The 13,027-nt window shown below is 63.0% G+C and carries 10 protein-coding genes; 5 read left to right on the top strand and 5 right to left on the bottom strand.

The annotated features are described in order from the left end of the window. Both RA26_RS10035 and RA26_RS10030 read right to left on the bottom strand, forming a co-directional pair. The coding region (locus tag RA26_RS10035; RefSeq protein ID WP_039183326.1) for a caspase family protein at nt 1-2,052 on the bottom strand (2,052 nt) is incomplete at its 3' end. A gap of 393 nt (nt 2,053-2,445) precedes the next feature. Next, nucleotides 2,446-2,913, bottom strand: coding sequence for a hypothetical protein (locus RA26_RS10030; RefSeq protein WP_052272374.1), 468 nt, complete (start codon nt 2,911-2,913; stop codon nt 2,446-2,448). Between the two features lie 113 nt (nt 2,914-3,026). Between RA26_RS10030 and trkA the strand changes: the two genes are divergently transcribed. The 4 genes from trkA to hflX all read left to right on the top strand — a co-directional run bounded on the left by trkA (nt 3,027) and on the right by hflX (nt 7,572). Next, nucleotides 3,027-4,403, top strand: a complete 1,377-nt coding sequence (gene trkA / locus RA26_RS10025) for a Trk system potassium transporter TrkA (RefSeq protein ID WP_039183322.1) — start codon at nt 3,027-3,029, stop codon at nt 4,401-4,403. A gap of 1 nt (nt 4,404) precedes the next feature. Beyond that, nucleotides 4,405-5,940, top strand: a complete 1,536-nt coding sequence (locus RA26_RS10020) for a TrkH family potassium uptake protein (RefSeq protein WP_039183320.1) — start codon at nt 4,405-4,407, stop codon at nt 5,938-5,940. A 121-nt stretch (nt 5,941-6,061) separates the two neighbouring features. Next, nucleotides 6,062-6,301: an RNA chaperone Hfq gene (gene hfq, locus RA26_RS10015; protein WP_005611588.1), complete on the top strand. Its 240-nt coding sequence runs from the start codon at nt 6,062-6,064 to the stop codon at nt 6,299-6,301. After that, nucleotides 6,301-7,572 (top strand): GTPase HflX, encoded by a 1,272-nt coding sequence (gene hflX / locus RA26_RS10010; protein ID WP_039183318.1) that lies wholly within the window; start codon nt 6,301-6,303, stop codon nt 7,570-7,572. Before hfq ends, hflX begins: the two co-directional genes overlap by 1 nt. A 48-nt stretch (nt 7,573-7,620) precedes the next feature. On the opposite strand, the gene RA26_RS10005 is transcribed toward hflX, so the two are convergent. Beyond that, nucleotides 7,621-10,098, bottom strand: a complete 2,478-nt coding sequence (locus RA26_RS10005; RefSeq protein ID WP_039183316.1) for a penicillin acylase family protein — start codon at nt 10,096-10,098, stop codon at nt 7,621-7,623. A 6-nt stretch (nt 10,099-10,104) separates the two neighbouring features. Between RA26_RS10005 and RA26_RS10000 the strand changes: the two genes are divergently transcribed. Then, complete coding sequence (locus RA26_RS10000) at nt 10,105-11,091, top strand: NAD(P)-dependent oxidoreductase (protein ID WP_275041636.1); 987 nt, start codon at nt 10,105-10,107, stop codon at nt 11,089-11,091. 101 nt (nt 11,092-11,192) lie between these two features. On the opposite strand, the gene RA26_RS09995 is transcribed toward RA26_RS10000, so the two are convergent. Both RA26_RS09995 and hemB read right to left on the bottom strand, forming a co-directional pair. Continuing rightward, complete coding sequence (locus RA26_RS09995) at nt 11,193-11,768, bottom strand: lipid-binding SYLF domain-containing protein (RefSeq protein WP_039183312.1); 576 nt, start codon at nt 11,766-11,768, stop codon at nt 11,193-11,195. A 149-nt stretch (nt 11,769-11,917) separates the two neighbouring features. Next, nucleotides 11,918-12,916, bottom strand: coding sequence for a porphobilinogen synthase (gene hemB / locus RA26_RS09990; protein WP_039183311.1), 999 nt, complete (start codon nt 12,914-12,916; stop codon nt 11,918-11,920). Between the last annotated feature and the right edge of the window lie 111 nt (nt 12,917-13,027).

Here is a 13,027-nt window from a genome sequence, read left to right as displayed (position 1 = left end):
GGCCGCGGCGGCATGGGCCGGGACGCGGTCAGACAGCCGGTTCAGCGCCACCCAGGCGCCGTTCGCACCGCCCCAGGCATCGCCGCGGGCAAGGCCCATGTCATACCATTCCAGAGCTTCTGCAGCGTCGCTGCCGGGCAGGTCGCCGTTCATGATCATGCGGCCAATCTCACCCGGGGCATGCGGGTGGCCCAGCTGGGCGGCCTCCGCAAACAGCGCGCGGGCCTTTTCCTTGTCCACCGGTTTGCCGGCACCGCCGTCGCGGTAGACGTAGCCCAGATTGGCTGTGCCATAGATGTCGCCGCGCCCGGCGGAGGCCTCCAGATATGTCAGCCCGCGCTCCGGCTGCGCCAGCTCATCACCGCTCCACAAGAAGAAATAGCCAAGCTCGTTCATCGAGTAGGTGTGGCCAAGCTCAACTGCGCGGCTCAGCAGGTCGTAGCCGCGCCGCTTTTCCTCCGGCGTGCTGCTTTTGCGCAGAAGCCGTTTGCCGCGTGCATGCATCGAGAAGGGGTCGCCGGCCTCAATGCCCTTGTCCCAAAGCGCAAATGCCTTGTCCGGGTTATAGGGGATCGGCACCGTCTCGCGGTCCACATTCTGCGTTACATGCAGATAGGCTACCGCGTTATAGGCGCGGATATGGCCCAGGCTCACTGCCTTTTCAAAGGCTTCATAGGCTTCCATCAGCCGCCCCTGGCCCTGCAGCGCACGGCCAAGCTGGTAATGCAGGCGGCCAAGGTCCGGCGCAGCCTGGACAGCCTCCCGGCAGGCGGCCTCTGCTGCCTTGAGGTCGATTTCATTTGGGTAGCGGAACAGGCCTACGCCCTGCAGATCCAGCAGATCTCCAGCTTCCAGATCGCATTGGCGGGCGATCATCTCGAGATTCACGGTCACGTCGCGCACTGCATCGGCCTGTGCTAGGCGCAGCACCATCCGGTCCCTGCGGACCTGGCCACCGTCCTGGCGGGCGGGCAGCTCTGTGAGCTTGGGTGCATAGCTGACGCTGAGCGAGCGGCCATCGCCGGACTGCAGCGATGTGACACCGGAAGACGAGTTTTCAACGATCGAAACCGTTGTGCCCGCTTGAATATAGGGGCTGATTTCAGGCGCCAGCTCCAACGCCCGGCCCAGCGGCACTTTGACAGACAGCTCTGCTGGGATCTGGTCAAGGCTGGCGGCCACAGTCCCAGATGCGGTGTCCATACTGGCCGAGGCAACATTCAGGGACCGCTCCGCAGGGCGCAGATAGATCTTCTGCATCAGGGTGGAGCTCTCCCAGGGCACCTGTGTATTGCCGGTAGCGCTGTAGACATCGCTGCGGATGGCCGCCAGAACGGTCATCGCGTCCTCGTCCGGGTTGTCCGGGAAATGCCGCACGACGGAAGCGGTATAGGGGCTGTTGCCGCCGGGCTCCCCATCCAACGCGGTGGCGCCGGGGGAGGTGGAAAAAGCCACCAGCGTGTTCAGCGGCGGGCGGAACACATCAAAGCCTTCGCGCGCCTCATAAAGCTGGGCACCGACCTCGGCGTTGAGCTTGGCTTGCGGCACTGGGTTGTCGCGGCAGGAATCCAGCATCAGGATCTGGCTGCCGGCCTTGCCTCCCAGAATGGCGGACACCCGGTCCAATGTAACAGACTGGAACGGCAGGTCGTGAATGCCCGACAATTCTGCATCGCTGGTAAGCAGATAATTGCGCCGCCCCAGCTGAATGCCGTGGCCTGCGTAGTAGAAAAACACCTGGCTGCCGTCGCGGATGTTGAGCGCCGCCTGGCGAAGCAGTGCCTCGAACCCGCGCTTGTCCAGGTCGTAGCCTTCATAGACAGTATAGCCGAAGGTCTTGAGCATCTCTGCCATTGCCTCGGCGTCCTTGCGGGTGTTGGTCAGATCGCTGACGTGGTCGTAGTCCTGTATGCCGATCACAATGGCGGTTTCGGGAGCGGCGCTGCCTTCGCTGGTCTCATAGGCTGCCTGAACTGCCGCCGCAGGCAGCAGTCCTGCACAGGAAAGGGTCAGAGCAGCAAACGAGGAAGGTATGGGGGAAAGGGCTGTCATGGTTTTGTCCGGGTTTAGCCCCAGCCGCCACCNNCCGGCACCGCCGCCGCCCGGCGGACCGATGGTTGTTGCAGCAGGAGCGGTTGTTGTGCTGGCCGGGGCTGTGGAAGCGGGAGCCGGTGCGGGCGCGGGGCGCGTTGCCGGGGTGCTGTAGCTAGCAGGTGCCGTAGCCGGTACAGATGCAGCCGCCGGCGGCGGAGCAATCGGAGCCGTCGGTTCACAGGCTGCGGTAACAGCTGCCACAGGCAGCGCGGCAAACAGGAAATGTATCCGCATCGGGTACCTTTCTCTCTTGAGAATACTGGTCAAAAAACAATTGGCGTTCAGCTTACTTGAACTTAGTCCGCAAATCAAAAATGTCCTGCCGCTGAACGGCGGATCAGGACCGGATGCTCAGCCGCCGCTGCGGATGATGGTACTGCCATCGCGGTTGCGCTGCGCGCAGGATGCTTCGCTCAGTGGTGCCAGCCGCGGCCCAAGCGGGGTGCCGGCACTACTCCGGGTGCAGCGTTTCAGTGCGATCTGCTGATAGCCCTTTGAGGCCATGCAGGATTTTTCCAGCCGCTGGCGCAGAGGCTTGTTGACATCAACGGTGTAGATGCTGCCTTCCGACCAGTAGCCGGGGTAATAGTGGCAGTTGCCGTTATGGCAGACCTGCCGGCCGGGGTAGAATACCGGTGGATGCTGGCGGATCTCATTGGCGACGGGCGCCTCCTTCAGCGCTTGGGTCGCGCAAACCAGTTCATCGCTTTGCAGCCGCGATACCTCTGCCCCCTGCTTGTAGTAGACGGGCAGGGGCCCGCAGGCCGTTGTAAAGGCCAGCAAAACAGCGCCGGAGGTAACTGTATAACTGCGTTGCATATCGAAAGAATGGCCGCAAACTGAGGAAGTTACAATTAATTTGACCGTGAAAGCGGCATCTGTCATTCACATCGGGCAAAACTTTGCCCGAAACTCCGCCAAGGGACATGTAAATGAAGGTCATTATCTGCGGCGCGGGCCAGGTCGGCTGGCAGATCGCCCGGCACCTGTCCGGTGAGCACAATGATGTAACGGTGGTCGACAGCAATCCGGAACTGGTGAGGCGCGCGACCGATACGCTGGACGTGCAGGGCATCCATGGCTTTGCCTCTTATCCGGATGTGCTGGACCGGGCCGGGGCGCGGGACGCCGATATGATCATCGCCGCCACCCACTCGGACGAGGTCAACATGGTGACCTGCCAGGTGGCGCATTCGGTGTTCAAGATCCAGCGCAAGATCGCCCGCTTGAGGGCCAAAAGCTATCTGACTGCGATCTATTCCGACCTCTATCAGCGGGAGCATCTGCCGATCGATGTTGTGATCAGCCCGGAGCGCGAAGTGGCCGCGGCTGCGATGCAGCGGTTGTCGGCGCCTGCTGCCTTTGACACTGAGACCTTCATGGGCGGCAAGGCGCAGCTTTTGGGGATTCAGATCGATGCGGAGTGCCCGGTGGTGAACACGCCGCTGCGCCAGCTGACGGACCTGTTTTCCACCTTGCGTGCGATTGTGGTGGGGGTCCGCCGCGATGGCACCCTGTTTGCGCCAGAGCCGGGCGACCAGCTGTTCGTCGGCGACAGCTGCTATGTGTTTTCCCACGCGGACGATGTGCCGCGCACCATCGAGGTCTTCGGCAAGAAAGAGAAACGCCAGGACCGTGTAGTGGTGGTCGGCGGCGGCAACGTCGGGCTGGAAGTGGCCAAAGCGTTGGAAAGCAGCACCTCCCGGATCCGTGCCAAGGTGATCGAGCGGGACCGCCGCTGTGCCGAACGCGCTGCCGAGGAGCTGGAGCGCACCATTGTGCTGAATGGCGACGGGCTGGACCGGTCACTGATGATCGAGGCGGGCATCGACAAGGCGGACGCACTTCTGGCCGTGACCGACGACGACAAGGTCAACATGCTGGCCGCCGTTAGGGCCAAGGCCGAAGGCTGCCCGCTGGCGATTGCTCTGATCAATGACCCGACCCTGGTGCCGCTGCTGCCGCACCTCGGCATCGACGCCTATATCAACCCGCGCTCCACCACCGTTAGTTCTATCCTGCGCCACATCCGTTATGGCCGGGTGCGGCAGGTCTATTCGCTGGGCGACGCCGAGGCTGAGATGATTGAGGCTGAGGTGCTGTCGACCTCGCCTATTGCCGGGCAGATGATCCGCGAGACGGACTTCCCCGAAGGCGTGCTGGTCGGCGGCATCCTGAAGAACGGCGAGATGCTGCGACCGTCAGGTGAGACCCGGATCGAGGAAGGCGACGTGATCGCGCTGTTTGCAATGGCCGATGACGTGCCCGAGGTGGAGCGGCTCCTGCAGGTGTCGATCGACTACTTCTAGCATGCGCCGCGTGGTCCAAGCCCCCATCGGCGTGTTGCGCCTGCCGCTGTTCCTGCTGATCTGGGGCATCGCGTCTTTGGCGATGTGGCTGCCGGCCATCCATGCGGTGGTGCTGGATGACCATCACACATCGCAAAGCTTTTTCTATTCCGGACTGGCGGGGCTGATCCTGGTGGTTCTGATTGCGCTGTCGATGGGCAACCGGGTGCCGCGCTACGGGATGCCAGGGCAGCTCTTGTCGCTGCTGGCAACTTTTACCGTGTTGCCGTTGTTCCTGGCGGTGCCGGTGCAGGACGCGCTGGTCAGCACGCGTTACCTGAACGCCTATTTCGATATGGTCAGCGCCATTACCACCACCGGCGCCGATATCTGGGCCGATCCCGGCCGCCTGCCGCCCAGCGTGCATCTGTGGCGGGCTATGATCGGCTGGCTGGGCGGGCTCTTGATGTGGGTGGCCGCCTCAGCTGTGCTGGCGCCGATGTCGCTGGGCGGGTTCGAAGTCACCGCCAAGGGCGAGCCGGGCGGCGGCGTTGCCGGGCCGGGCCATATGGAGCGCGCGGACCCGCGCCGCCAGCTGCTGCTCGTCACCCGCACCCTGGCGCCGGTCTATGCCGGGCTGACCATGGTTCTGTGGCTCTTGCTGATGATCACCGGCGAACAGGCGCTGACCGGGCTCAGCCATGCGATGTCCGTGATGGCGACCTCGGGCATCTCCGCCACTGGCGGGGTGGAGAACGCGGGCAGCGGGATCGCCGGCGAGATGGTGATGTTCCTGTTCATGTTCTTCGCGCTGTCACGTCTGACCTTTTCCAGTGATACGGTGACTGCGGGGCAAGGGCGTTTGGACAAGGACCCGGAGTTCCGCACCGGGCTTCTGATCGTCTTCGGTGTGCCGCTGCTCCTCTTTCTGCGCCATTGGTTCGCCGCCTTCGAGGTGGATGCTGCCGAGGATCTGCTGCAGGCGCTGCGGGCGTTCTGGGGCACGCTGTTCACGGTGATGTCTTTCCTGTCCACCACAGGGTTTGAAAGCCTGCACTGGGAAGCCGCGCGGACCTGGTCCGGGCTGGAAACGCCGGGCATGATCCTGTTGGGGCTGGCTGTCTTCGGCGGTGGTGTTGCCACCACGGCGGGCGGGGTCAAACTGCTGCGGGTTTATGCGCTCTACCTGAACGGTCTTAGGGAAATGGAGCGGCTGGTTCATCCCAGCTCGGTCAGCGGCGAAGGCGACCGGACCAAACGGCTGCAAAAGAACGGTGCATTTGTCGCCTGGATCTTCTTCATGCTGTTCGCCTTGTCGCTGGCGCTGGTCAGCACCGCGCTTGCGGCGGTCGGGTCCAGCTTCGAGCAAGCTCTGGTTCTGGCAATCGCAGCGCTCTCGACCACCGGCCCGCTGACCGAGAGCGCCAGCAGTGCACCGATTGTTCTGAACCTGCTGACGGACCCGGCCAAGCTGATCCTGTGCATCGCCATGGTGCTGGGCCGGCTGGAAACGCTGGCCTTCATCGCGCTGCTGTCCCCGAACCTCTGGCGCAGCTGACTGTTCCCGCGGGTGAAAAGTGTTTTTCGGGTGGAAACTTATTTTTTCTTTCTCCATACTGAATTTTAACGTGCGTGCTGGTCCGCAGCGCGCGGCAAGAACAAAGGCGAGATAATAAAAAATGGCTTCGGACAGACAGAATCTTCAGGATGCCTTCCTGAATCACGTTCGCAAAACCAAGGTTCCGGTTACAATCTTTCTGATCAACGGGGTCAAACTGCAGGGTGTGATCACCTGGTTCGATAATTTCTGTGTGCTGCTGCGCCGCGACGGACAGTCGCAGCTGGTCTACAAACACGCGATCTCGACCATCATGCCGGCCCAGCCGATCAGTCTCTATGAGGGTGAAGACTCCAATTGATGGAGCATGACAGGAAGCAGACCCGCGCCTGGGTCCTGCATCCGGAAATCAAATCTGACATGGGACGCCGCGAGGCTGCTCCCGCGCTTGAGGAGGCCGTTGCGCTGGCAGCGGCCTTGCCCGATCTTGACGTGATCGGATCGAATGTGGTGCGCCTGCCCAAGGCGCATCCGGGGATGCTGTTCGGCTCCGGCAAGATCGAAGAGCTTGCGGGCATCCTGAAGGCGAATGACATTGAACTGGTCCTGATCGACGGGCCGGTTTCCCCCGTGCAGCAGCGCAACCTTGAGAAGGCCTGGAAGGTCAAGATCCTGGACCGGACCGGGCTGATCCTGGAAATATTCTCGGATCGGGCGGCGACCCGCGAAGGCGTGCTGCAGGTCGAAATGGCCGCGCTCAGCTATCAGCGGACGCGGCTGGTGCGGGCCTGGACCCACCTGGAACGCCAGCGCGGCGGCCTGGGGTTTGTCGGCGGACCCGGCGAAACCCAGATCGAGGCTGACCGGCGGGCCATCGATGACCATCTGGTGAGGCTGCGTCGGCAGCTGGATAAGGTGGTTAAGACCCGGACGCTGCATCGTGCCTCGCGCGCCAAGGTACCCTATCCGATTGTGGCGCTGGTGGGTTATACCAACGCTGGCAAGTCGACGCTGTTCAACCGGCTGACGGGTGCTGAAGTGATGGCCAAGGACATGCTGTTCGCGACCTTGGACCCGACCATGCGCCGGGTGCAGATCCCTGACGGGCCGGAGGTGATCCTGTCCGACACCGTGGGCTTCATCTCGGACCTGCCGACGGAACTTGTTGCCGCTTTCCGCGCCACGCTGGAAGAGGTGCTGGCGGCGGATGTCATCCTGCATGTGCGCGACATCAGCCATGACCAGAGCGAGGAGCAGGCAGAGGATGTGGAGGCGATCCTGACGTCTTTGGGCGTGGATGAAAACCGCGCCGGGATTGAAGTCTGGAACAAGCTGGACCAGTTGTCTGAAGAAGAAGCCGAAGCCCGACGGCAGCGTGCGGCGCGCGAGGAAGGCATCCACGCGATCTCTGCCCTGACCGGCGAGGGGCTGGAAGGTCTGCTGGCGGATATCGCGGAGCAATTGCAGGGCGTGCGGCACGAGGAACTGCTGCAGCTGACCTTTGCGCAAGGCAAGCAGCGGGCCTGGCTGTTCAAGGAAGACCTGGTGCAGCGCGAGGAGCAGACCGAGAGCGGCTTCGATATCACCGTGCTGTGGACCGACCGGCAGAAAGCCAAGTTCGAGCGGCTATAAACTTCCAATTTGCTTACAAAGAGAAACGGGCGCTGATGCGCCCGTTTTTTATTGCCTCGGTGCAATCCGGGTTATGCCGACAGCCGCAGCACGGGCTAGTTCTTCGTCCAGCGACATTGGAATGTATTCGCCGCGGCGCCACAGCTGGGCCATGTCGTCATAGTAGCGGGACAGCGGGTGGCCGGACTGCCCGGTGGCAGTGATAAAGACGGAACTGTCCGGGTCGGCAAAGTCATAGACCCCGCGGTAGCCGGCAGCGTGGATGTTCTGGAACGGCTCCGGGTCTTTGCCGGAGCTTTTGCCGCGCTGCAGGGTGTTGTCGCCGCCGCTGGTGGACTGGCGGATGTTCACGAAATAGCGCAGCAGCGGCACGTCGCCCAGAACAGCATGGTCCTGAACCGCCTGATGCGCGTCACCCCAGCGCAGGGATTCCAGCGCGTCGCCATAACGCTCCTCGATCCAGATCAGCGCATCATCAAGTGCAAGGCGCGCCATGTCGGTGCAGGTTTCCTGCGGCGCGCTCTGGCGCACGTCGCACCAGGATGCGGCGCCTTCGACATTGCGGAAGACACGCTCGATAAACAGCGGCTCCACGTGGCGGTAGGATTTTGCGACCGGCCCCAGTTCGTCGGTGATCAGGCGGGTCTGCAGGGCGCGCAGCCAGGCAGCATAGATTAGCGGCTCCGGCAGGTGCTCGTTCATCTCGCCGTTCCACTCTGACAGCAGGGTCAAGGCGATCTGGCGCTGGCGCTCACGGGTGCCTGCGGGTGCCGCCTCGCCGGTGAACCACAGGTTTGCGCCAATGAGCGGCAGCAGGGTGCGCGCGGTGTAGGAGACCGTGTCCAGCTGCGCCTCAATGAAGCTGTCGCGGGTGTGCACCTCGCGGTTCTGCATCAGCTTTTCCCAGCGGTGGATACGCTGGGTATCGCCCCAGTCAAAGGAGACGTGCCGGGGGAACGGGCGGTCGAGGATCTTGTTGTTGGTATTGCCCAGAATGCCGCCCGCGGGGCTGACGAACTCCGGGTTTTCCGTGTAAGGCGCCTGGCCTTGCCAGCGGTTTTCCAGTCGCCAGCCCTGGCTGGGCATCCGGCCTTTGCTTTGATGGTTTGCATCACGCAGCGGAAAAGCGCCAACGGTTTTCAGCGCGATGGTGTCCTTGTCCGCCAGTGTCAGGTTCTGCGCCGGGGCAACAAAATCCTCACCTGCTGTGATCGCCTCCTGCACCGAGGCGCTGCGCATCAGTCCGATGGTGGCGCTCATTGAGGTGTCCTTGGGGCTGAGAACGGTCCAGCCGAGGGAAGCCACGTGGCCGGGCGGGGTAATGTCCGCCAGGTTGAACATGGAGCCGGGCAGCACCGGGCCGTTGTCGGTCCAGCGCAAGGTCAAGGTGACGGGCGCCTCGTCCTTGATCTTGATGATCGAGGGGCGGGTGACGAATTTCTTGTAGCCGTCAACGCTCAGATATTCCTGCGGGTTTTCCGGGTTCAGCCGTTCGATAAACAGGTCCTGGTCGTCCATGTAAGAGGAAGTGACCCCCCAGCCCAAGGCATCGGACCGGCCGGTGATCACTGCGGGGATGCCGGGGATGGTGCCGCCGATCACGCCGCCGGTCGCCAGTTCCAGCCGGGCCAGATACCAAACGCCCGGGGCACTGAGGCCCAGATGCGGGTCATTGGCCAGAAGCGTGCCGCCTGCTGCAGAGCGGCTGGGAGCGGCGGCCCAGGCGTTGGAGGCGCCAGCGAGGCCGCGCGGAGCAACCGGGAACAGCAGGCTGTTTTCCTCGATGGGTGTGGCAGAGGCAAACTGCCGGGCGCCGGGTACCAGTTCCGCGTATTCGGGCAGGGCGGTGACACCTTTGCCCGGTGCGTCCGGCAGGATGTCCCGGATGCGCTCCGCATCGTTCAGCGCCAGCGAGGTGCGGGCGCGCAGGATCTCTTCCTTCATGTGGCCGGAGAGCTGCAGCGCCATCAGCTTCATGATCGCAATGCTGTCGGCGGGCTGCCAGGGGGCGAGCGGCATCTGAAACAGGAACATTTCCGGCGCGCCGCGGCCAAGCGCGTCCTCGTTGATTTCCAGAAGCCGGGCATTCACCCCGTCGGCATAGGCTTTGAGTGCCGCCGTCGCCTCGGGCGACTGCACCTCCACCGACTGCCGCGCCAGATTGTAGAGATCGAGGCGGCGCAGGTAGGTGTCGGTCTCCACTGTACGGGTTCCGAAAATTTCCGACAGGCGGCCCTGTGCTGTTCGCCGCATCACCGCCATCTGCCACAAACGGTCCTGGGCATGGGCGTAGCCGAGGCCGAAATACACATCCTCATCGCTGGCGCCGAAGCTGCCGAAAATATGCGGCACATTGGCGTTGTCGCGCACGATCTCCACGGGCGAAGAGATACCGGGCAATGCCAGTTCCTTGTTGTATTCGGGCAGAGACTGCGAGGCGAGGTAATAGACCAGCGCGGCGGCCAGGAGGCTCAGCAGAATCAGGCCCGCAGCGAGGCGCAGAAGCCAGCGGAAAAGAAGTCCCATCAGCGGTTGTTTTCCCTTGGGTTTTTGTCATTTCCAGCCGCATGGCAGATTGCGCCCCGCGGCGGCGGTGTTAGGGTTGGCGCCAACATATGCGAAGACAGATCAGGGGAAAAGCAGATGGCAAAAATCGCGTTTCTGGGGCTTGGTGTCATGGGCTATCCGATGGCGGGGCACCTGCAGGCCGCGGGCCATGAGGTCACCGTCTACAACCGCACCGAAACCAAGGCCAAGGCCTGGGCCAAGGAGCATGGGGGCCATTTTGCGGCGACCCCGCGTGCGGCGGCATCAGGTGCGGAGTTCGTGATGGCCTGCGTCGGCAATGACGACGACCTGCGTTCAGTCTGCATGGGCGCTGACGGGGCTTTTGCAGGCATGGCCAAGGGTACGGTCTTCACCGATCACACCACGGTTTCGGCCAAGGTCACGCGCGAGCTGTACGGTGCTGCGGCGGAACAGGGAATTGCTTTTGTCGATGCCCCCATCTCCGGCGGCCAGGCAGGGGCGGAGAATGGCGTTCTGTCCGTCATGTGCGGCGGTGATGAAGACGCCTATGCCCGCGCTGAGCCGGTGATTGATGCCTATTCCCGCATCTGCCGCCGCATCGGCGGCAGCGGCGCCGGCCAGATGACCAAGATGTGCAACCAGATCGCCATCGCGGGCCTCGTGCAGGGCCTGAGCGAGGCGCTGCATTTTGCCGAAAAGGCCGGCCTCGACGGGCGCGCGGTGGTGGAAGTGATCAGTCAGGGCGCGGCAGGCAGCTGGCAGATGGCGAACCGCTACGAGACCATGCTGGACGATCATTTCGAGCATGGCTTTGCGGTGGACTGGATGCGCAAGGACCTGGGCATCTGCCTGGACGCAGCGGATGAAACCGGCGCCAGCCTGCCCGTGACGGCGCTGGTCGATCAGTTCTACAAGGACGTGCAGAAAATGGGCGGCGGGCGCTGGGACACCTCGTCGCTGTTCAAAAGGCTGCGCCAGCTGGACGGCTGAGGCAAAAGAAAATGGCCTTTCCAATTGGAAAGGCCATGCCTCCGGCGGGGATATTTCCAGCCAGATGAAGAGGCGGATCCTGCCGCCTCCATCCCGTTCTCTTAGGGAATGATGCGGGTGTATTTGGTGCCTTCCAGGGTGGCGCCGACACGCAGGCCCGCCTGGGCAAATACCACGGCCAGAACCGGCGAGGTCAGGGTGTTGGTATCGGCTCTCAGGGATTCGCCTTCGTTCATGATGACGAATTCAGCATCGGCGCCAGCCGCCCAGCCTTGCGAGCGGCGGAAGTCTGCCAGCGCGTCCTGGGTCATGAAGAACAGCACATGGGCGTACTGCTGCGCCCCGATCTGGAAGCCGGCGTTGCCCTTGTAGGTCGCGTAGTAGTCAACGGTCACATCATTGATCCGCAAGGCGCCGCGGCCATAGGCGCCGCCAAAGACAAATCCGGCCTCGGTCACCAGCGGCATCACCAGCATGCCAGCTGCCTTGTCCGCAAGGGTGCGGGTGTTCGGGTACTGATTGTACATATGGTTCAGTGTGGCATCGACACGGGCGTCGATGGTGGCGGCGTTGGTGTTGCCGACGCCGTTGCCGCAGGCGGCAGTGACGCCTGCACCGGCCAAAGCGGTCAGGGCGAAACCGCGGCGGGTCATGCGGATAGAGGAATTATCGCTCATTTTTCAGGTGCCTGTAATGATTGCTCCAAGGCCGGTTCGATCCGGCTCTGAGGCAGTGTATACGCGGAAAACCGCTGCCTGTCATCCGCTGCGGTGCGGATATTGGCGGCTTCCCGCTGAAGTGATCCGGGGCGGCCCGCAGTGCAGCGTCAGCCGTTCAGCAGGCGTGCCGCGGAAGGCGCGAAATACGTGAGGATGCCGTTGCAGCCTGCGCGCTTGAAAGCCATCAGGCTTTCCATCATCACCTTCTCACCGTCGACCCAGCCGTTCTGGGCCGCGGCCTGGATCATCGCGTATTCACCGGAGACCTGATAGGCGTAAGTCGGCACGCCAAAGGTGGATTTCACCCGTTGGCAGATATCCAGATAGGCGATGCCGGGTTTGACCATTACCATGTCGGCGCCCTCCATCAGATCGCGTTCGATCAGCCGCAGAGCCTCGTCGCTGTTGGCCGGGTCCATCTGATAGGTTTTCTTGTCGCCCTTCAGCGCGCCGGATGCCCCAACCGCATCGCGGAACGGCCCGTAATAAGCTGAGGCGTATTTGGCCGAGTATGACAGGATCGCCACATTGTGGTGGCCTGCCTGTTCCAAGGCCGTCCGCATGGCGCCAACGCGGCCGTCCATCATGTCGGAAGGGCCGATGATGTCGGCGCCGGCGTCGGCTTGGGCCAGCGTCATCTTGACCAGCGCCTCAACCGTGGCGTCATTGACGATCTCGCCATCCACCACATAGCCGTCGTGGCCGTTGATATTATAGGGATCCAGCGCCACATCGGTCATTACGGCGATATCAGGTGCCGCGTCCTTGATGGCGCGGATGGCACGGTTGGTCAGGTTGTCCGGGTCCCAGGCCTCGGCGCAGTCCTCGGTCTTGAGCGAGGCATCGGTGTAAGGAAACAGGCAAATCGCCGGAATACCCAGCGCCTGGGCTTCAACCGCGGCTTCAGTGATCTTGTCCACCGAGCGGCGCATCACGCCTGGCATTGAGGCAATGGGCTCTTCCACGCCTTCGCCGTCGCGGACAAACACCGGCCAGATGAAATCGGATGGGGTCAGGGTGTTTTCCTGCACCAGATTGCGGATTGCCTGGCTTGCACGGGTGCGGCGCAGGCGGGCGGCGGGAAAGGGCGCGACGGTGGGCTTCATGGCGGTCTCTCGTTTTGGCTGGCCCATGGGTGGCATGGAAGCCGCCCCGGGAACAAGAGGCACATTCGCCGCGCTTGGGAACTTGTGCGCTCTGCGGGCTTGCCTGCGCGC

This window comes from Leisingera sp. ANG-M7, assembly GCF_000813965.1.
Taxonomy (GTDB): Bacteria; Pseudomonadota; Alphaproteobacteria; order Rhodobacterales; family Rhodobacteraceae; genus Leisingera.
The sequence above is the reverse complement of the archived record's forward strand: the minus strand, read 5'-3'. Positions and strand labels throughout refer to the sequence as shown.

Bases quoted from the DNA above. Each gene is read 5' to 3' on its own strand.
- RA26_RS10005 (WP_039183316.1), bottom strand. From the start codon at position 10,098: ATGGGACTTCTTTTCCGCTGGCTTCTGCGCCTCGCTGCGGGCCTGATT.
- trkA (WP_039183322.1), top strand. From the start codon at position 3,027: ATGAAGGTCATTATCTGCGGCGCGGGCCAGGTCGGCTGGCAGATCGCC.
- RA26_RS10030 (WP_052272374.1), bottom strand. From the start codon at position 2,913: ATGCAACGCAGTTATACAGTTACCTCCGGCGCTGTTTTGCTGGCCTTT.
- RA26_RS10020 (WP_039183320.1), top strand. From the start codon at position 4,405: ATGCGCCGCGTGGTCCAAGCCCCCATCGGCGTGTTGCGCCTGCCGCTG.
- hemB (WP_039183311.1), bottom strand. From the start codon at position 12,916: ATGAAGCCCACCGTCGCGCCCTTTCCCGCCGCCCGCCTGCGCCGCACC.
- hflX (WP_039183318.1), top strand. From the start codon at position 6,301: ATGGAGCATGACAGGAAGCAGACCCGCGCCTGGGTCCTGCATCCGGAA.
- RA26_RS09995 (WP_039183312.1), bottom strand. From the start codon at position 11,768: ATGAGCGATAATTCCTCTATCCGCATGACCCGCCGCGGTTTCGCCCTG.
- hfq (WP_005611588.1), top strand. From the start codon at position 6,062: ATGGCTTCGGACAGACAGAATCTTCAGGATGCCTTCCTGAATCACGTT.